We start from the raw sequence: 18,625 nt of genomic DNA, 5'->3' as shown, positions 1-18,625 counted from the left end.
ATAGGTGCAGATTTTGTTTTCTTCATTGCTAGAATCATGCCATATATACTACAATAAAAATATCACTAATATTTTAAAAAATGCAAAAGAAAGCGGTTTCCTATGGATGGGAGAAAGCGCTGAAAAAGGGGGAGAATATCAGTGAGTGATATTTCGATGATGAAAAACGCAACGTTTCCCATTCCAAGTTTCGAGGAGTGGAAACAGGAAGTCGAGAAATCGTTAAAGGGAAAGCCATTCGAAAAATTGTATTCGACTACATATGAAAATATCACCATTAAACCCATTTATACGCGCCGCGACATAGCTCTGCTTGCGCATGTCGAACAGTATCCGGGGTTTCCGGGCTATGTCCGCAGCACTAGAGCAAACGGCTATATTCAAGAACCTTGGAAAGTAAGCCAAGAAATTTCTGCAGCCAGCCCGAAAGAATGGAACGAAATCGTCAAGCATGATTTGGCAAAAGGACAAACAGAAATCCATATCGCCTTGGAGCAGTTAGGGTTTCCGGTGGCATCGCTTGATGATGTGGAGATCATGTTTTCCGATATTGATTTGGCTCAATATTCGCTTCGTGTCGACGCTGGGGCACAATCGCTTTCCTTTGTGGCACTGTTTGCTGCTTATTTGCAAAAACGGCATATACCGTTTGCCGGGGTGCGCGGAACGATAGGGATGGATCCGATCGGTACGCTGGCGGAAACAGGACATCTCTCATTCTCACTTGCGTCATTGTATGATATGATGGCGGATATAACGAAATGGGCCAAAAATAATATGCCGCACGTTAAAACGGTCATCGTCCGAAGTGAGCTGTATCATAACGGCGGAGCGAACGCCATTCAAGAATTGGCCTTTGCGTTTTCGACAGCGGTTGAATATATCCATGCATGTCTAGACAGAGGCTTGGCGATCGATGATATCGCGCCGCGAATCCAATTTTCATTCGCGGTCGGCTCAAATTTCTTTATGGAGATCGCGAAGCTTCGTGCAGCTAGGCTCGTTTGGTCGAACATCGTGCAGGCGTTCGGCGGCAGCGAGCAAGCGCAGAAAATCGCGATGCATGCGCGTACATCTTATTTTACGAAAACAATTTACGATCCATATGTCAACATGCTTCGCGCGGCGGCAGAAGCGTTTGCCGCGACGATCGGCGGCGCCGACAGCCTTCACGTCTCCCCGTTTGACGAGGCGATCGGGCCAGCTGATGAATTTTCACGGAGAATCGCCCGCAACACGCAGTTGATTTTGCTGGAAGAAGCGCATATCGCTAATGTCATCGATCCGGCTGGCGGTTCGTACTATGTGGAAACATTGACAGCACAATTAGCGGAAGAAGCATGGAAATTGTTCCAGCAAATCGAAGGAAAAGGCGGCATCGTTAAGACGCTTCAAGACGGGTTTGTGCAGGTGGAAGTGGAAAACGTTGCCAAGCAGCGGAAGGATAATGTAAAAAAACGAAAAGAAAAAATCGTCGGAACGAACTTTTACGCCAACTTAGCGGAGGCGCCTATACAAAAAGCGGACGAAGGCAGCGAAAAAGCCTTCCCATTTTCAAAGGTTGACGAAGAAAATGTCGCCCAGCTGCAAGCGGGATTCCGTGAAAAGCGATGGGTTGAAACAGCTGTTTTTATGGCGCTTCGCCGAGCAACCGCTCAGGAAATAGAAGCGGCATTAAAAGACGATGGAACCGCGATAAACGTCAAGCCGATTCCGCAATGGCGCCTTGCCGAACCGTTTGAGCAGCTGCGCAAAGCTGCCGAAGCCCATTTAGAAAAATACGGTGCTCGGCCTACCGTTCATCTTATTAATATCGGAAACATTCCAAACTATAAAGCGCGTGCTGATTTTATCACTGGCTTTTTTGAGGCTGGCGGCCTGGCTGTGTCGAAAAGCGAAGGATACCATACCGCGGAGGAAGCGGTGGCGGGAGCTCTTGAAGCAAACGGCACGCATTATATTATTTGCGGCTCGGATGAAAGCTACACAGACATCGTTCCAGCCATCGCGAAAGCGTTAAAGCAAGCGGATTCAAACGTCAAACTGTACGTGGCCGGAAAGCAGGCACAAGAGGTGGAACAATCTTTCGTGCAAGCTGGTGTGGATGGGTTTATTCATATCGGTTCAAACTGCTATGAAACGATTGTATCGTTTATGAAGGAGATGGGGGTGGTCCTTGATGAGTAAAAAAATCGATTTTACGAACATTTCGTTGCACATTCCGGAAAAAATGGCAGATGAACAGCAATGGAAGCGGGCGGTCGAAGAAAAGGTGCGCGCATCGATCGATGATTTGCTGTTTCAAACGAATGAGCACATTGCTATTAAGCCGCTTTATACGAAAAAAGATATCGAAGGTCTCAACTTTCTTGATTATATGCCGGGAATCCCGCCATATTTGCGCGGGCCGTATCCGTCGATGTATGTGAATCGGCCGTGGACGATCCGGCAATATGCGGGATTTTCGACAGCGGAAGAGAGCAATGCATTTTACCGCCGCAATTTGGCGATGGGGCAAAAAGGGCTGTCCGTTGCCTTTGATCTTGCGACTCACCGCGGCTATGACTCCGATCATCCGCGCGTCGTCGGCGATGTCGGCAAAGCGGGGGTGGCGATCGATTCGGTATTAGATATGAAAATTTTGTTTGATGGCATCCCGCTTGACCAAATGTCGGTATCGATGACGATGAACGGCGCGGTGCTGCCGATCATGGCGTTTTACATCGTCACGGCGGAAGAGCAGGGCGTTACGCAAGACAAACTTTCCGGAACGATTCAAAACGATATTTTAAAAGAATATATGGTGCGCAACACCTATATTTACCCGCCGGAAACGTCGATGCGCATTATCGCGGATATTTTTGAATATACGTCCAAATACATGCCAAAGTTTAACAGCATTAGCATTTCCGGCTACCATATGCAAGAAGCGGGGGCGCCTGCCGATATCGAATTGGCGTATACGCTCGCTGACGGGCTGGAATATGTCCGCACAGGATTAAAAGCGGGAATCGACATTGACTCATTCGCGCCGAGATTGTCGTTTTTCTGGGCGATCGGCATGAACTATTTCATGGAAGTCGCGAAACTGCGCGCGGCGCGCATTATGTGGGCGAAAATGATGAAAACATTCAATCCGAAAAATCCGAAATCACTCGCATTGCGGACACATTCGCAAACATCGGGGTGGAGCTTGACCGAGCAGGACCCGTTTAACAATGTCGTGCGCACGCTGATCGAAGCGCACGCCGCTGCGCTCGGCCATACGCAATCGCTCCATACGAACGCGCTCGATGAAGCGATTGCGCTGCCGACTGATTTTTCAGCACGAATCGCCCGCAATACGCAGCTTTATTTGCAAGATGAAACGGGGATTTGCCGTGTCATTGACCCGTGGGCGGGTTCTTATTATGTTGAAACGTTAACGAACGAATTAATGAACCGCGCGTGGAAGCACATTGAAGAAATCGAAAGCCTTGGAGGCATGGCGAAAGCGATTGAAACAGGGATCCCGAAAATGCGCATTGAAGAAGCGGCGGCAAGGCGCCAAGCAAGAATCGATTCCGGTGCGGAAACGATCATCGGCGTCAACAAATACCGTCCGGAAAAAGAAGAGCCGATCGAAATTTTAGAAGTCGACAATACGGCGGTGCGGATGCGCCAGATTGAAAGATTAAAACAGCTGCGCGCCTCTCGCGATGAGCAAAAAGTGCAAGAAGCGCTTGACGCGATTACGAGAGCGACGGAAACAGGAGAAGGAAACTTGCTTGAATTAGCCGTGCAGGCAGCGCGCGTCCGCGCGACATTAGGGGAAATTTCGTACGCGATTGAAAAAGTAGCGAAGCGCCATAAAGCGGTAATCCGCTCGATTAGCGGCGTTTACAGTTCCGAATTTCAAAACGAAGAGCAATTTGAGCGCGTCAAAAAAATGACCGATGAATTTTATGAATTGGAGGGACGCCGCCCGCGGATTATGATCGCAAAAATGGGCCAGGACGGTCATGACCGCGGGGCGAAAGTGATCGCGACAGCGTTTGCTGATTTAGGCTTTGACGTTGACATCGGCCCGCTGTTCCAAACGCCGGAAGAAACGGCGCGCCAGGCGGTCGAAAACGACGTTCATGTCGTCGGGATCAGCTCGCTCGCCGGCGGGCATAAAACGTTGTTGCCGCAGTTGGTGGAAGAACTGCGCAAGCTTGGCCGTGAAGATATCATCGTTGTCGTCGGAGGCGTCATTCCGCCGCAAGATTATGAGTTTCTTTATCAACACGGCGCATCTGCCATTTTCGGGCCGGGAACAGTGATTCCAGCAGCTGCCGAAAAAGTGCTTGAAGAAATTTATAAACGTCTCGGTTACGAGGAAGTGAGCCAATGAACGACGAACGAACGCATCGCCCTGAATGGGTGGAAAAAGAGAGAGAAAATGAGTTCGCGACTGCTTATGTGAAAGCTGCCGCCTCCGCTTCGCCAAAACGTTGGGTGAAGCGGAAAGAGCGGTCGGTAAAAGAATATGTCGAAGGCGTGTTAAACAATGACCGTACGATTTTGGCGCAGGCAATTACGCTTGTTGAAAGCAATGCGGCAAAGCATATGGACATCGCCCAGCAAATATTGAACGAGCTGCTTCCGCATGTCGGAAAGTCGGTCCGCATCGGCATCACCGGCGTGCCGGGAGCAGGAAAGAGCACGTTTATTGAGGCGTTTGGCACGTTTTTATGTGAACGGGGGCACCGTGTCGCCGTCTTAGCCGTCGACCCGAGCAGCTCGTTAACAGGAGGCAGCATTCTCGGCGATAAAACGCGGATGGAAACGCTAGCGCGACATCCGCGCGCCTTTATCCGGCCGTCGCCATCGGGAGGAACGCTCGGCGGTGTGCATCGGAAAACGCGTGAAACAATGATGCTTTGTGAAGCGGCAGGATATGACATTATTTTGGTGGAGACGGTTGGCGTCGGACAAAGCGAGTTTGTCGTGCGCGGCATGGTCGATTTCTTTTTAATGCTAGTGCTGACCGGAGCAGGTGACGAATTGCAAGGGATGAAACGCGGAATTATGGAATTGACCGATGCGATCGTGATTAACAAAGCGGACGGCGACAATAAGCCGAAGGCATTGGCCGCGCAAAAAGAATATAATCAAATTCTTCATTATTTGCGGCCGGCGACACCGGGATGGGAGACAAAGGCGTATACGTGTTCAGCGCTTTTGGGAGAAGGAATCGAAGAAATTTGGCGCGTGATTGAGAAGTTTGTGGAAACGACAAAGCGCTCCGGCGTGTTTGACATGCGCCGGCGCCACCAGCAAAAAGATTGGATTTACTCGATGATTAAAGATTATTTAGAAACGAGTTTCTTTTCCCATCCCGTGGTGAAAGAAAAGCTGCCGATCATTGAAAACAACGTCATTTCCGGAACGCAGTCGGTCACTTCAGCAGTGCAAGAGCTTATTAAAGTGTATGAGAGTAGGGAAACGTAAAAAAATGTGATACGATAATAAAAAGGAGGTGTATGCAATGTTCCAATTTCCACTTTACAATGATATTGTCGAGCAATCGCGCCGCGAAATCGTGGAAGCTGGGTTTGAAGAATTGCGCACTCCCGAAGAAGTCGACGCCGCATTCAAGCGCCCGGGAACAACACTTGTAATGATCAATTCGGTATGCGGCTGCGCCGGTGGCATCGCCCGTCCTGCGGCGGCGCATGCGATTCATTATGACAAGCGCCCGGATCATCTTGTCACCGTATTTGCCGGGCAAGATAAAGAGGCGACAGCAAGAGCGCGCGAATATTTTGAAGGGCAGCCGCCTTCTTCGCCATCGTTCGCGCTTTTAAAAGACGGCAAGCTTTGCACGATGATTCATCGCCACGAAATTGAAGGGCATGAACCGATCGAAGTCGTGCAAAAGCTGCAGGCAGCGTTTGACCAATATTGCGATGAAGTATAACGGAGCTATTCAGCTCCGTTATTTATTTGCTTGTTATTATTTTTAAAAAATAAAAATGATTTATTTATCATAAAATGGATTGCATGATGATTGGGATGTGTGTTAATATACAAAACATAGAATATATATTCAAAAACACTTCCATCTTGCTAATTTTGGATAGTTATTTCATAAATATTGTTAAAATTATTTAATTTTTTAAGGATAGAGAGGGAGAGACGTTGTATGAAAAAGCTATTATCGTTATTGGTTTCTAGCATTCTACTTATTGGCCTGCTTTCCGCCTGTGGAGCAGGGAGCGAAGAAAAGAACGGGAGCGGGGCGCAAAAAAAAGTGTTAAAAATGGGCACTTCCGCCGATTATGCGCCATTTGAGTATATCGACACTGCTAAAGGTAATGAAATTATCGGATTTGACGTCGATTTGGCGAAGATGATTACGAAAGAGCTGGGATACGAATTTGAAATTGTCGATATGGACTTTAACGGGTTGATTCCAGCGTTGCAGTCAGGAAAAGTCGATTTTGTGTTGGCGGGAATGACACCGACGAAAGATCGCAAGAAAAATGTTGATTTCTCGGATGTGTATTATGTATCCCGGAATATGATTGTTTCCAAAAAAGGAAGCGGCATAAAAACGGTGAAAGACTTAAAAGGCAAAACGGTCGGCGTCCAAACTGGCTCAATACAGGAAGAGGAAGCGAAAAAAATTGCCAAGACGGTGGACATGAAACTGGAAAGCCGCAACCGCATTCCGGAATTAATTCAAGAGATTCAAGCAGGGCGCTTTGATGCAGCGATTATCGAAGATACGGTTGCAAAAGGATACTTGCAAACGAGCAACGGCAAACTAGAAGGACACACGATTCCGACCAATGAACAAGAAGCAGGATCTGCCATCGCCTTCCCGAAAGGCAGCAAGCTGCGCGATGAGTTCAACAAGGTATTGCGGGAAAAAATAGAAAACGGTGAAGTAGATCAGCTGATAAAAAAATGGTTTGACCAATAATCACCACACGTTCAAAAAGGAAAGATTTCCTTTTTGAACGTTTTCACCATGTTGCAAGGAAGGATGAATGCGCGCGTGAATTTAGATTTTTCACAGATCGTTCCATCGATACCATTCATATTAGAAGGAGTTATTGTCACATTAAAAATCGTCATTTTCGCGGTATTGCTTGGATTTGCGCTTGGCGTTGTGCTGGCGTTAATGAAGATAGGCAGAATCAAAGTATTGGCTTGGTTTGCTGACGCGTATACCTCCGTATTTCGCGGCACACCGCTCGTGCTGCAGCTTGTCCTTATTTATTTCGGCATTCCGCAGCTTACTGGCGTGGATATCGGGCCGTTTCCTTCAGCGGTTATCGCGTTCGGCTTAAACTCTGCCGCCTATGTCTCTGAAATTATCCGCGCCGGCATTTTGGCCATCGATAAAGGGCAGCGGGAAGCGGCGCTGGCGCTCGGCATTCCATATAAGCTGATGATGCGGGATATTATTTTGCCGCAAGCGTTGAAAAATATTTTGCCGGCGCTGATGAATGAATTTATTACGTTGACGAAAGAATCAGCTGTCGTTACGGTCATTGGGGCGATGGATGTCATGCGGCGCGCATATATCGTCGGCGGACAAGTGTATCGGTATATTGAGCCGCTGTTGATCGCCGGGCTTATTTATTACGTTTTAGTCATGCTTCTTACGCTGCTTGGCAAAGCGTTGGAAGGGAGATTGAGAAAAAGTGATTAAAGTCGAGGATTTGCATAAATCGTTTGGCAATCAAGAAGTATTGAAAGGAATTACGACAACGATTAAGCAAGGGGAAGTAGTGGCGATTATCGGCCCGTCCGGATCTGGAAAATCAACGTTTTTGCGCTGCTTAAACTTGCTGGAAGAACCAACAAAAGGAAGAATTTGGATTGGGGATGAGGAGATTACCGATAAGAAAACGAACATTATGAAAGTGCGCCAGCATGTCGGCATGGTGTTTCAACATTTTCATTTGTTCCCGCATATGACGGTGCTCGAAAACGTCACATATGCGCCGGTCAAAGTCAAAGGAGTGGCAAAGGCCGAAGCGGAAGTGAAAGGAATCGAACTGCTGAAAAAGGTTGGATTGGAACAAAAGGCGAACGAATATCCGAGCCGGCTGTCGGGCGGGCAAAAGCAGCGTGTGGCGATCGCACGGGCGCTTGCCATGTCTCCGGATGTGATGTTGTTTGATGAACCGACGTCAGCGCTGGATCCGGAAATGGTCAAAGAAGTGCTGGAAGTAATGAAGGCGCTCGCACATACAGGAATGACGATGGCAATTGTCACGCATGAAATGGGCTTTGCCCGCGAAGTTGCCGACCGGGTGCTGTTTTTAGACGGCGGTCAACTTATCGAGGATGCGCCGCCACAACAATTTTTCTCATCTCCAAAAAGCAAGCGGGCTCAAGAATTTCTTGAAAAAATGTTATAATGAAGTACAATAAAAAGATGGTCCTTGGATCATCTTTTTTAATTTGGAGCGGGAGAATGAAAAATGGTGAAAATAGGATACCGGACAGCAAAAACGGCGATCGGCACTGCGCTTTCGATTTTTATCGCCCAGCTGGCAGGATTAAATAATTTTGCTTCTGCCGGCATTATTACGATTTTATGCGTGCAAGTGACGAAAAAAAGATCGTTAAAAGCTGCGTGGGCGCGTTTTGTCGCGTGTGTTGTCGCGATGCTGTTTTCATATATTTTCTTTCAAGGAATTGGGTATTATCCGTTTACCGTCGGGCTAATGCTGCTCTTTTTTATTCCGACAACGGTATGGTTGAAAGTAAATGAAGGGATTGCGACGAGCTCGGTCATTATTCTCCATTTGTACGCAGCAAGGAAGTTTACATGGTCCATTGTTTTCAATGAGCTGCTATTGCTTGTTATCGGCATTAGCGTTGCGCTTTTAATGAATATGTACATGCCAAGCGTGGAAAAGCAGCTAAAGGAATATCAGCGCATTGTCGAAGATTTATTCCGCATCATTCTTAAGGAGATTGTTCGTTATTTGCGCACGAACGAAACGGATTGGGACGGGAAAGAGTTGATGCTGGCAGGAGATATGTTACAACAGGCAAAACTGCTTGCGCTGCGAAATGTCGAAAATCATGTGCTGCGCAATGAAGACGGATATTATCATTATTTCGTAATGCGGGAGAAACAGCTGGAAATTATCGAACGAGTGCTTCCGCTCGTCACATCGCTAACATATACAGTGGAGCAGCGCAACATCGTTGCCGATTTTATCGATAAATTAAGCGATGCCGTTCATCCGGGAAATACGGCGTATCGTTTTCTTCGCGAACTGCAACATATGAAAAAACGATTTGAAACGATGCCTTTGCCAAAAACGCGCGAAGAATTTGAGGAGCGGGCCGCTTTGTTGCATTTAGTAAAGGAACTGGAACAATATTTAATCATTAAAAGCCAGTTTCGCGATTCGAAAGAGAAAAAGCCGCTTTCTCATGGCACATAATCTTTGCCCTTTTGCTTCACACTATACCAAAGAAAAGCAAAGGGTGAGAGTGATGCGATGGATATTGGCAGCGATGCTGGTGCTTTCTTCTTTTTTCTCCATTTCTGCTTCCGCGGCGGCGGAAACGCAGCCGTTCGTCATCATCAATAAAGCGGTCAATCAACTTGCGTTGATTGACAATGGAAAAATTGAAACCGTCTACCCTGTTGCCACTGGCGTGAATACATTATTAACGCCAGAAGGGATGTTTACGGTAACAGTCAAAGCGAAAAATCCGTATTACCGCAAAAAAAATATCCCGGGAGGCGCGCCGGACAATCCGCTTGGAACGCGGTGGATTGGATTTAACGCGAAAGGAACGGACGGACGCGTTTACGGGATTCACGGAACGAATAATCCCCCATCCATCGGAAAATATGTATCGCAAGGATGTGTGCGCATGTACAATCACGATGTCGAGCAGTTGTATGAAAAAGTTCCGATTGGCACGAAAGTGGTGATCGTTTACAGCAACGAATCATTTTCGGCAATTGGCAAACGGTATGGCGCCCTTTAAGTGGAAAGGACAAGCCCCGGTTAAGTGCTTGTCCTTTTTATTTTACAAGAAGATGCATGATGCTTCTGGCACATCAGCAGGCGGCGCATTTCATCGCCTTCTGTTTTCTTATTAAAACCACATGCTCACGCCGGTTAAAATAGTTGTGATTAACATAGAGAGCAACATCAAATAAACGATGAATTTTTGCGTTTTCTTGCGGGACATTGCTGTTTCCTCCCTTATGGACAACGTTCCTGTTTAACATTGTATCGTGATGGAAACGGGGAGACAAGGGAAAACTTGTCCACGATTGTAAGAGAAAAGCAGGATTTTTTGTCGAAATAGCGAATATATTTAATGTTCGCAATATTTCACAGCAAAGGGGATTGGGCAATGGATGTTAAAAAAGTAGACCATGTTGGAATTGCCGTAACTTCCATTGAGAAAGCGCTGCCTTTTTACGTCGATACATTGCAGCTGAAGCTGCTCGGCGTTGAGGAAGTGGAATCGGAAAAAGTAAAAGTCGCCTTTTTGAAAGCGGGGGAAACGAAAATAGAATTGCTTGAACCCACGTCGCCGGAAAGCGCGGTTGCAAAATTTATTGAAAAGCGCGGCGAAGGAATTCATCACGTCGCGCTTGGAGTGGACGATATACAAGAACGGATCAATGAACTAAAAGAGAAAGGAATCCGCATGATCCAAGACGAGCCAAAACGCGGCGCCGGCGGGGCGCTTGTCGCCTTTATGCATCCGAAATCAACGGGAGGCGTTTTGTACGAACTTTGCGAGAGAAAGGATGCGGAGGTGTAGGCGATGATTGACATGTATGACAAAATTAATGAACTGTATGACCGGCGCCGTGAAATCGAGCTGGGCGGCGGAGATGATAAAATTGAAAAACAGCATGCCAAAGGGAAACTGACGGCCCGCGAGCGCATCGATTTGCTTCTCGATGAAGGGACGTTTGTCGAATTGAATCCGTTCATCGAGCATCGCTGCACCGATTTCGGACTTGATGGAAAAAAAGGACCGGGAGACGGCGTCGTGACCGGGTATGGGAAAATCAACGGCAGGACTGTATTTGTTTTTTCCCAAGATTTTACTGTATTTGGCGGCGCGCTTGGGGAAATGCACGCGAAGAAAATTGCCAATATTATGGATTTAGCCGCAAAAACAGGAGCGCCGGTCATTGGCTTGAATGATTCCGGCGGCGCGCGCATTCAAGAAGGAGTGCTGTCGTTAGACGGATATGGGCATATCTTTTACCGCAACGCCATTTATTCCGGCGTCGTTCCGCAAATTTCCGTCATTATGGGGCCGTGTGCAGGCGGCGCCGTCTATTCGCCGGCGATCACCGATTTTGTGTTTATGGTCGAAAAAACGAGCCAAATGTTTATTACTGGCCCGAAAGTGATTGAAGCGGTGACGGGAGAAAAAATCAGCGCTGAAGATTTGGGCGGTGCCCGCGTCCATAACACGATCAGCGGCAACGCCCACTTTTCCGGGGCAACCGAGGAAGAAGTGCTTCAGCAAGTACGGCGGCTGTTAAGCTATTTGCCGCAAAACAATCAAGAAAAGCCGCCGTTTGGCCCGATTCCAAACGAGGACGACTATCGTCCAGATTTGGCCGATGTCGTGCCGATTGACGCGGTCCGTCCGTATGATGTGCGCAACGTCATTTTCCAAGTCGTCGACGAAGGTTCATTTATGGAAGTGCAAAAAGATTTTGCGAAAAATATTGTCATCGGTTTTGCCCGCATCAAAGGCGAAGTCGTCGGGCTTGTATGCAACCAGCCGAAATTTATGGCCGGCGGACTTGACATCGATTCGTCGGATAAAGCGGCCCGGTTTATCCGCTTTTGCGATTCGTTTAACATTCCGCTTATTACGTTTGAAGATGTCACCGGCTTTTTTCCGGGTGTCAAGCAGGAGCATGGCGGCATCATCCGCCACGGCGCGAAAATTTTGTATGCGTATTCCGAGGCGACCGTCCCGAAAATTACCGTTATATTGCGGAAAGCGTACGGAGGCGCGTATGTGGCGCTTAACAGCAAGTCGATTGGCGCCGATGTCGTTTACGCTTGGCCGAACGCGGAAATCGCCGTGATGGGGCCGCAAGGGGCGGCGAACATCATTTTTGCGAGCGAAATCGAAAATAGCCCGAATCCGGAAGTAACGCGGGCGCAAAAAATTGAAGAGTACCGGCAAAAATTTGCGAATCCGTACGTCGCGGCAAAATACGGCATGGTTGATGACGTCATCGACCCGCGCGATACGAGAATCAAGCTCATTCAGGCGCTCGATATGCTCCGCCATAAACATGAAGAGCGCCCGAAGAAAAAACATGGCAATATTCCGCTATAAAACAGGGAAACCCGCTGCCCGTTTGTGGGCGGCGGGTTAGTTTATTTGCCATGATGTATGTTTATGTGCGAAGAGACTGCTTTTAGCGGGGAAAGGAAACCAAACCGCCACTTAAAGCTGGCGTGGCAGTGAATGTTTTTTGTTCACAAGGCTTGTTTCTTTTTCTATTCTTCCAAAACAATGTTTCGCAATCATTGGCAAAATCGGGTATACTTTTAATGAGTACATAAGCAGGAGGAAGAATGGAATGATCAATCAGCAACGTTTAGTCGATGAATTTTTAGAACTTGTGCAAATCGATTCAGAGACAAAACATGAAGGTGACATTGCCAAAGTGTTAAAACAAAAATTCGCGGCACTTGGGCTTCATGTCATCGAAGACGATGCCGCGGCGAAAACCGGGCACGGCGCAGGAAATTTGATTTGCACGTTAGAGGCGACAAAAGAAGGTGTTGACCCGATTTATTTTACGTCCCATATGGATACCGTTGTTCCGGGAAAAGGAGTGAAACCGTCGATTCAAGACGGATACATTGTGACCGATGGAACGACGATTTTAGGCGCGGACGATAAAGCCGGACTAGCGGTGATGTTTGAAGCGATTCGCGTCTTAAAGGAACAAAACATTCCGCACGGCACGATTCAGTTTATTATTACGGTCGGGGAAGAATCCGGGCTTGTCGGAGCGAAGGCGCTCGATCCGTCGCTTATTCAAGCGAAATTCGGCTATGCGCTGGATAGTGACGGCAAAGTTGGAAACATTGTTATCGCCGCGCCGACACAGGCGAAATTGAAAGTCGTTGTCCACGGAAAAACGGCGCATGCCGGCGTGGCTCCGGAAAAAGGGGTTTCCGCGATAACGATCGCCGCTAAAGCGATCGCGAAAATGCCGCTCGGCCGCATTGATGAAGAAACGACAGCAAACATCGGCCGCTTTGAGGGCGGAACGCAAACGAACATCGTTTGTGACCGCGTCGATATTTTAGCAGAAGCGCGCTCGCTAGTGCCGGAAAAAATGGAAGCGCAAGTTGCGAAAATGAAAGAAGCATTTGAAACAGCCGCGGCAGAAATGGGCGGGCGCGCCGAAGTGGATGTGGAAGTAATGTATCCGGGCTTTAAGTTTGGCGATGGCGATCATGTTGTCGAAATCGCGAAACGAGCCGCGGCTAAAATCGGGCGTCCGTGCGAATTGCTTCGCAGCGGCGGCGGCAGCGATGCAAACGTCATTGCCGGCTTTGGCATTCCGACGGTTAATTTGGCGGTCGGCTACGAAGAGATTCATACGACGAATGAACGCATGCCGATTGCAGAGCTTGTGAAATTAACGGAAATGGTTGTGGCGATCGTCGAAGAAGTAGCAAAATGATAACGGGGCATCCGTGTCAGGATGCTCTCTTTGCATAGAATAAGAGAGGAGAGGGGACGGTGAATGAACAAGTTTGTCGTTTTTCAGTTAGAGAGCGAGCAATACGCGGTACCGGTTTCGTATGTCATCTCCATTGAAAAAATGGCAGCGCCGACTGTCGTTCCGCAAATGCCAGATTATGTGGTCGGAGTCGTCCGCATTCGCGGCGAATTAGTGCCCGTGCTGGATACGCGGACACTGTTATATGGGCGCCCTTTTGAAGAAACGGATAAGACAAGGCTTGTTGTCACAGCGACCGAAGATATTTCTGTGGCCTTCATTGTCGATGAGGCGAAAGAAATTCTCGATATTCCAGAGGAGTCAGTCAAACAAGTGAATATGCTTGCATATCGACAAACACCTTATTTTATTGGCATTGCCAGCCTGCCGGAACGATTGATTACATTAATTGACCCGAATCAATTATTTGAGAATTTAGAAGGGGCACAAGCGATAAAGGAGCATATTCACAGCCAGCAATAATGAGAGTTTTTTCTTAAAGCATTGGAAAGCGCTGAATGATAGTGGAAAACTACTGTCTCATTTCAGATGAGAGGCTGCGGCATGCGGCCTTTTTTGTTTTTACGCATTTAGGTTTTCGCCCATACATTTCCGCCTTCCGCGCATATCCTAGAAATGAAGAAACAAATTCCATTCGTTTCCTAATCCGTTATCGCATGAAATAATAAAGGAGGAATTGGACATGGACGACAGACAATTTGGAGGGTATCCGACTGGCGGATATTCCCCGCACCAGCATTATCCGTATCATCATTATCCACAATATCCGCATTACCCTTATCATTTTCCATATTATCATCACTTTCCACATCATCCACACCATCCACACCATCCGCATCATCCACACCATCAACATCAGCCGCATCATCCATATGGCCATCAACAGAGCGGATATGGCGGATATTAAGAATGTGAAAGAGTCCAAGTTTCAGGACTCTTTTTGCTTTTATGCGGAATAATGAACAACGAACGTTTGCGATCGCTGTTTGGCATTGTTTTAATGCAAAGGTGAATAAAACGGATTTAGTCAAGAAACCGTCGTCATCTTAAAAAGGGATAAGGAATTTTTAACGGATCGGCGTGTTTGAGGTTCATGGTAAGATTTTTTCAATTCACTCTAAATGTAACGCAAAACTTGATATGGTAAAATGAACTGTGGTATGTTCTTTCATGAACAAACAATTAAAAGGATAGAAAGGAACGTTTAGCGATGGCAAAACAACAAATCGGCGTTATTGGGTTAGCAGTAATGGGAAAAAACCTTGCGTTAAATATTGAAAGCAAAGGCTATTCCGTTGCCGTGTATAACCGTTCCCGTGAGAAGACGGACGAGTTTTTAAAGGAAGCGGAAGGCAAAAATATTGTCGGTACATATAGCATCGAAGAGTTTGTGAATGCGCTCGAAAAACCGCGGAAAATATTGTTGATGGTGAAAGCGGGCGCGCCGACAGATGCAACGATTGAACAATTAAAGCCGTATTTGGAAAAAGGCGATATTTTAATCGATGGCGGCAATACGTATTTCAAAGATACGCAGCGCCGCAACAAAGAATTGGCGGAACTTGGCATTCACTTTATCGGCACCGGCGTTTCCGGCGGCGAAGAAGGAGCGCTGAAAGGACCGTCAATCATGCCGGGCGGCCAAAAAGAAGCGCATGAACTTGTGCGCCCGATTTTTGAAGCGATCGCCGCGAAAGTCAACGGCGAGCCGTGCACGACGTACATCGGTCCGGACGGTGCGGGGCATTATGTGAAAATGGTGCATAACGGCATTGAATATGGCGATATGCAGCTCATTGCTGAAGCGTATTTCTTATTGAAACATGTGCTCGGTTTGAATGCGCAAGAATTGCATGAAGTGTTTGCTGAATGGAATAAAGGAGAATTAAACAGCTATTTAATCGAAATTACGGCAGACATTTTCACGAAAATCGATGAAGAAACAGGCAAACCGCTTGTCGATGTGATTTTGGACAAAGCAGGGCAAAAAGGAACGGGAAAATGGACAAGCCAAAATGCGCTTGATTTGGGAGTGCCGCTTCCAATCATTACGGAATCCGTGTTTGCCCGCTTTATTTCGGCGATGAAAGACGAACGCGTCAAAGCAAGCAAGCTTCTTTCCGGCCCTGCGGTGAAGCCGTTTGAAGGAGATCGCGACCGCTTTATTGAGGCGGTGCGCCGCGCGCTTTACATGAGCAAAATTTGCTCGTACGCGCAAGGCTTTGCGCAAATGAAAGCAGCGTCTGATGAATATAACTGGAACTTGCAATACGGCAATATCGCGATGATTTTCCGCGGCGGTTGCATCATTCGCGCACAGTTTTTGCAAAAAATTAAAGAGGCGTATGACCGCGATCCGCAGCTGCCAAACTTATTATTGGACCCTTATTTCAAAGAAATTGTCGAAAATTATCAAGAAGCGTTGCGGGAAATTATTGCGGTCGCCGTCATGCGCGGCATTCCGGTTCCGGCATTCTCAAGCGCGTTGGCGTATTATGACAGCTACCGGATGGAAACATTGCCGGCCAATTTGATCCAAGCGCAGCGTGACTACTTCGGCGCGCACACATATGAACGTGTTGATAAAGAAGGAGTTTTCCATACAGAATGGCTGAAGAAGTAAAAAAATTTCCCCTTATTGCATAGCAATAAGGGGAAATTTTTATTGCATCTTTTCGAATAAAAGGACGCGCGCCGGCGCGGCGTCTGTGCCGATCAGTTTTAATGGCGCGGCGACCATAAAGTACGAGCCTTCTGGCACGTCTTTTAACCGCAGCCCTTCGATGACGATCACTCCTGCGGAAAACAGCGTTTTATGGGTTGGATGTCCCGGCTGGCTCCGTTCGATGCCTAAGGCGTCGATGCCGACACCGCGGATTTTTTTATCGGCAAGATAACGGGCCGCATCTTCGGCAACATAAATAAACTCAAAGTTAAATGCGTCTTCCAGCGAGTTTTTCGTTTTGAACAACACAAAATCATTTTCGCCAATATCTAATGAAGCGATATCGTCTTTCGTTATTTTGTCATTGACATGCGTTAAGTCAAACAATTTGCATGGCCCGATGAGGCGGTCGAGAGAAATCGTTTCAAACGTTTTGCCGCCTTGGACCATGTGAAGCGGCGCATCAATATGGGTTCCGGTATGCACGTCCATGTCGATGCGGGATTCGGTGACGTAATTGTTTGTCACACTCGTTAGTTTCGGCTGTTTTTCCGGTTTATTTTTATACACGGGCATTCCTTCAAAAATTGGCGCAGTCACATCATAAAACTTCGTCATAACGTGCTCTCCTTTCTTTTATCGATGATGATGAATCGGCCACCAACGGAACCCGTCTTTTTCAAGCAACATATCAGAAGCTTTCGGTCCCATTGATCCGGCTTCATAGTTTGGAAAATCGGCCGCTTTTGTGTTTTCCCATACTTCGGAAATAGGATCGACGAATTGCCATGAAGCGGCCACTTCATCCCAATGCGTAAAGTTGGTTGCGTCGCCGCGCATGCAGTCATATAGCAATTTTTCATACGCTTCCGGCGTGTTGATGCCATCGATGCAATTGTTGCAGTAGTCTAATTCAATCGGCGTTGTTTTCATGTTTTCGCCGCTTTTTTTGCCGTTTAAATGAAGGGTGATGCCCTCATCCGGCTGAATGTGGATAATCAATAAGTTTGGCTGGATTTTTTCGTTCGTTCGGTAGTATAAGTTCATAGGCACATCTTTAAATTGGACGACGATTTTCGTTGATTTCTCTGTCATGCGTTTGCCAGTGCGAATGTAAAACGGCACGCCGGCCCAGCGGAAATTATCGATCATTAATTTGCCGGCGACAAATGTTTCCGTATTTGAATCCGGATCGACGTTATTTTCTTCGCGATAGCCGATGACTTCTTTTCCGTTGACGACGCCTCTGCCATATTGTCCGCGGACAAAGTATTGGTCGACTTCATCGTGAGAGATTGGGCGCAGGGCGCGCAGCACTTTGATTTTTTCGTTGCGGATGTCGTCGGTCGTTAATTTAATCGGCGGTTCCATTGCCAAGAGCGCAACCATCTGCAGCATATGGTTTTGCACCATATCGCGAAGCGCTCCGGAATGGTCGTAGTAACGCCCCCGGTCTTCAACGCCGAGCGTTTCGCTTGATGTAATTTGAATGTTGGAAATAAACCGGTTGTTCCAAAGCGGTTCAAAAATCGCATTGGAAAAGCGGATCACTTCGATGTTTTGCACCATTTCCTTGCCAAGATAATGGTCGATCCGGTAAATTTCATGTTCCGAAAACGATTGGCGAATTTCCTCATTAAGCTGTTGCGCGCTTTGGAAGTCATGGCCGAACGGTTTTTCAATGACAAGGCGCTTCCAGCCGCTTGTCGCGGTGAGCCCTTCTGATTTTAAACGGGATGTAATCGTGCCAAAAAATTCCGGTGCCATTGCTAAATAAAAAATACGGTTTCCGTCAGTATGATACGTTTCATCCAATTGTGCAAGCAGCGTTTTTAATTGCTGGTAGGACGCCGTATCCGTGACATCAAATGGATGATAATAAAAATGGGACACGAATGACAAATCGCTTAATTCTTGACAGATGGAGTTTTCCACTGATTGGCGGACATAGTTGCGAAACTCGTCATTAGATAACGGGCGGCGTGCAACGCCGACAACAGCAAATTCCTTAGACAATTTCCCTTTTTCATACAATTGATAAATAGAGGGAAACAGCTTGCGTTTTGCCAAATCTCCTGTGGCCCCAAAAATGACGATTAATGATTTTGGATTCATGTTGTTCACGATATGTACCTCGCTTTAACCAAAATTGTCTCTTCAAGTAATTAATTGTAGAGATTTATGACGTT

General features: G+C 47.2%; 18 protein-coding genes. 14 read left to right on the top strand and 4 right to left on the bottom strand.

Translation table 11 applies throughout. The features are described 5' to 3' along the window. Nucleotides 1–141 precede the first annotated feature (141 nt). The 9 genes from AOT13_RS16320 (at nucleotide 142) to AOT13_RS16280 (ending at nucleotide 9,999) form a co-directional block, all read left to right on the top strand. Entirely contained in the window at nucleotides 142–2,187 is a 2,046-nt protein-coding gene (locus AOT13_RS16320) for a methylmalonyl-CoA mutase family protein (RefSeq protein ID WP_042384158.1), read from the top strand. Next, nucleotides 2,180–4,375 (top strand): methylmalonyl-CoA mutase, encoded by a 2,196-nt coding sequence (gene scpA, locus AOT13_RS16315; RefSeq protein WP_042384157.1) that lies wholly within the window; start codon nucleotides 2,180–2,182, stop codon nucleotides 4,373–4,375. The genes AOT13_RS16320 and scpA overlap by 8 nt, the downstream gene beginning before the upstream one ends. After that, nucleotides 4,372–5,475, top strand: coding sequence for a methylmalonyl Co-A mutase-associated GTPase MeaB (gene meaB, locus AOT13_RS16310; RefSeq protein WP_003249323.1), 1,104 nt, complete (start codon nucleotides 4,372–4,374; stop codon nucleotides 5,473–5,475). The genes scpA and meaB overlap by 4 nt, the downstream gene beginning before the upstream one ends. A gap of 37 nt (nucleotides 5,476–5,512) precedes the next feature. Then, on the top strand, nucleotides 5,513–5,944 hold the full coding sequence (locus AOT13_RS16305; RefSeq protein WP_013400436.1) for a BrxA/BrxB family bacilliredoxin: 432 nt from the start codon (nucleotides 5,513–5,515) through the stop codon (nucleotides 5,942–5,944). Nucleotides 5,945–6,169: 225 nt separating this feature from the next. Beyond that, complete coding sequence (locus AOT13_RS16300) at nucleotides 6,170–6,952, top strand: transporter substrate-binding domain-containing protein (protein ID WP_003249326.1); 783 nt, start codon at nucleotides 6,170–6,172, stop codon at nucleotides 6,950–6,952. A gap of 75 nt (nucleotides 6,953–7,027) precedes the next feature. Further along, nucleotides 7,028–7,687 (top strand): amino acid ABC transporter permease, encoded by a 660-nt coding sequence (locus AOT13_RS16295; protein WP_035502671.1) that lies wholly within the window; start codon nucleotides 7,028–7,030, stop codon nucleotides 7,685–7,687. Continuing rightward, the gene (locus AOT13_RS16290; RefSeq protein ID WP_003249329.1) at nucleotides 7,680–8,402 is read left to right on the top strand and encodes an amino acid ABC transporter ATP-binding protein; all 723 of its coding nucleotides are present in this window, start codon (nucleotides 7,680–7,682) and stop codon (nucleotides 8,400–8,402) included. The genes AOT13_RS16295 and AOT13_RS16290 overlap by 8 nt, the downstream gene beginning before the upstream one ends. A gap of 63 nt (nucleotides 8,403–8,465) precedes the next feature. Then, a complete protein-coding gene (locus tag AOT13_RS16285; RefSeq protein ID WP_003249331.1) occupies nucleotides 8,466–9,443 on the top strand; it encodes an aromatic acid exporter family protein in 978 nt (325 codons plus the stop codon). Between the two features lie 52 nt (nucleotides 9,444–9,495). Beyond that, nucleotides 9,496–9,999, top strand: a complete 504-nt coding sequence (locus AOT13_RS16280) for a L,D-transpeptidase (protein WP_003249333.1) — start codon at nucleotides 9,496–9,498, stop codon at nucleotides 9,997–9,999. Nucleotides 10,000–10,110: 111 nt separating this feature from the next. Here the strand turns inward: AOT13_RS16280 and prli42 are convergent, their stop codons facing one another. Beyond that, nucleotides 10,111–10,206, bottom strand: coding sequence for a stressosome-associated protein Prli42 (gene prli42 / locus AOT13_RS20225; protein WP_013400437.1), 96 nt, complete (start codon nucleotides 10,204–10,206; stop codon nucleotides 10,111–10,113). Between the two features lie 168 nt (nucleotides 10,207–10,374). Between prli42 and mce the strand changes: the two genes are divergently transcribed. The 4 genes from mce (at nucleotide 10,375) to AOT13_RS16260 (ending at nucleotide 14,233) form a co-directional block, all read left to right on the top strand. Further along, nucleotides 10,375–10,791 carry a methylmalonyl-CoA epimerase gene (gene mce / locus AOT13_RS16275; RefSeq protein ID WP_003249335.1) on the top strand — a complete coding sequence of 139 codons (417 nt, stop codon included), beginning with the start codon at nucleotides 10,375–10,377 and terminating at the stop codon, nucleotides 10,789–10,791. A gap of 3 nt (nucleotides 10,792–10,794) precedes the next feature. Next, nucleotides 10,795–12,345 (top strand): acyl-CoA carboxylase subunit beta, encoded by a 1,551-nt coding sequence (locus AOT13_RS16270; RefSeq protein WP_013400438.1) that lies wholly within the window; start codon nucleotides 10,795–10,797, stop codon nucleotides 12,343–12,345. 247 nt (nucleotides 12,346–12,592) lie between these two features. Then, on the top strand, nucleotides 12,593–13,711 hold the full coding sequence (locus tag AOT13_RS16265; RefSeq protein ID WP_042384152.1) for a tripeptidase T: 1,119 nt from the start codon (nucleotides 12,593–12,595) through the stop codon (nucleotides 13,709–13,711). 63 nt (nucleotides 13,712–13,774) lie between these two features. Next, on the top strand, nucleotides 13,775–14,233 hold the full coding sequence (locus AOT13_RS16260) for a chemotaxis protein CheW (RefSeq protein WP_013400439.1): 459 nt from the start codon (nucleotides 13,775–13,777) through the stop codon (nucleotides 14,231–14,233). A gap of 179 nt (nucleotides 14,234–14,412) precedes the next feature. Here the strand turns inward: AOT13_RS16260 and AOT13_RS20220 are convergent, their stop codons facing one another. Continuing rightward, nucleotides 14,413–14,802, bottom strand: coding sequence for a hypothetical protein (locus tag AOT13_RS20220; RefSeq protein ID WP_042384150.1), 390 nt, complete (start codon nucleotides 14,800–14,802; stop codon nucleotides 14,413–14,415). A 179-nt stretch (nucleotides 14,803–14,981) separates the two neighbouring features. Between AOT13_RS20220 and gndA the strand changes: the two genes are divergently transcribed. Then, nucleotides 14,982–16,394, top strand: coding sequence for an NADP-dependent phosphogluconate dehydrogenase (gene gndA, locus AOT13_RS16250; protein ID WP_003249346.1), 1,413 nt, complete (start codon nucleotides 14,982–14,984; stop codon nucleotides 16,392–16,394). A 39-nt stretch (nucleotides 16,395–16,433) separates the two neighbouring features. On the opposite strand, the gene AOT13_RS16245 is transcribed toward gndA, so the two are convergent. Both AOT13_RS16245 and zwf read right to left on the bottom strand, forming a co-directional pair. Then, nucleotides 16,434–17,054, bottom strand: coding sequence for a cyclase family protein (locus tag AOT13_RS16245; protein WP_003249348.1), 621 nt, complete (start codon nucleotides 17,052–17,054; stop codon nucleotides 16,434–16,436). 18 nt (nucleotides 17,055–17,072) lie between these two features. Beyond that, nucleotides 17,073–18,551, bottom strand: a complete 1,479-nt coding sequence (gene zwf / locus AOT13_RS16240) for a glucose-6-phosphate dehydrogenase (RefSeq protein ID WP_370468101.1) — start codon at nucleotides 18,549–18,551, stop codon at nucleotides 17,073–17,075. Between the last annotated feature and the right edge of the window lie 74 nt (nucleotides 18,552–18,625).

Origin of the sequence: Parageobacillus thermoglucosidasius (assembly GCF_001295365.1) — a bacterium.
Taxonomy (GTDB): domain Bacteria; phylum Bacillota; class Bacilli; order Bacillales; family Anoxybacillaceae; genus Parageobacillus; species Parageobacillus thermoglucosidasius.
Note: the sequence above shows the minus strand (reverse complement) of the source record. Positions and strands in the feature narration are given on the sequence as shown.

Excerpts from the sequence above, each read along its gene's own strand:
- scpA (WP_042384157.1), top strand. The coding sequence starts at position 2,180 with ATGAGTAAAAAAATCGATTTTACGAACATTTCGTTGCACATTCCGGAA.
- meaB (WP_003249323.1), top strand. The coding sequence starts at position 4,372 with ATGAACGACGAACGAACGCATCGCCCTGAATGGGTGGAAAAAGAGAGA.
- AOT13_RS16305 (WP_013400436.1), top strand. The coding sequence starts at position 5,513 with ATGTTCCAATTTCCACTTTACAATGATATTGTCGAGCAATCGCGCCGC.
- AOT13_RS16300 (WP_003249326.1), top strand. The coding sequence starts at position 6,170 with ATGAAAAAGCTATTATCGTTATTGGTTTCTAGCATTCTACTTATTGGC.
- AOT13_RS16285 (WP_003249331.1), top strand. The coding sequence starts at position 8,466 with ATGGTGAAAATAGGATACCGGACAGCAAAAACGGCGATCGGCACTGCG.
- AOT13_RS16280 (WP_003249333.1), top strand. The coding sequence starts at position 9,496 with ATGCGATGGATATTGGCAGCGATGCTGGTGCTTTCTTCTTTTTTCTCC.
- prli42 (WP_013400437.1), bottom strand. The coding sequence starts at position 10,206 with ATGTCCCGCAAGAAAACGCAAAAATTCATCGTTTATTTGATGTTGCTC.
- mce (WP_003249335.1), top strand. The coding sequence starts at position 10,375 with ATGGATGTTAAAAAAGTAGACCATGTTGGAATTGCCGTAACTTCCATT.
- AOT13_RS16270 (WP_013400438.1), top strand. The coding sequence starts at position 10,795 with ATGATTGACATGTATGACAAAATTAATGAACTGTATGACCGGCGCCGT.
- AOT13_RS16265 (WP_042384152.1), top strand. The coding sequence starts at position 12,593 with ATGATCAATCAGCAACGTTTAGTCGATGAATTTTTAGAACTTGTGCAA.
- AOT13_RS16260 (WP_013400439.1), top strand. The coding sequence starts at position 13,775 with ATGAACAAGTTTGTCGTTTTTCAGTTAGAGAGCGAGCAATACGCGGTA.
- gndA (WP_003249346.1), top strand. The coding sequence starts at position 14,982 with ATGGCAAAACAACAAATCGGCGTTATTGGGTTAGCAGTAATGGGAAAA.
- AOT13_RS16245 (WP_003249348.1), bottom strand. The coding sequence starts at position 17,054 with ATGACGAAGTTTTATGATGTGACTGCGCCAATTTTTGAAGGAATGCCC.
- zwf (WP_370468101.1), bottom strand. The coding sequence starts at position 18,551 with ATGAATCCAAAATCATTAATCGTCATTTTTGGGGCCACAGGAGATTTG.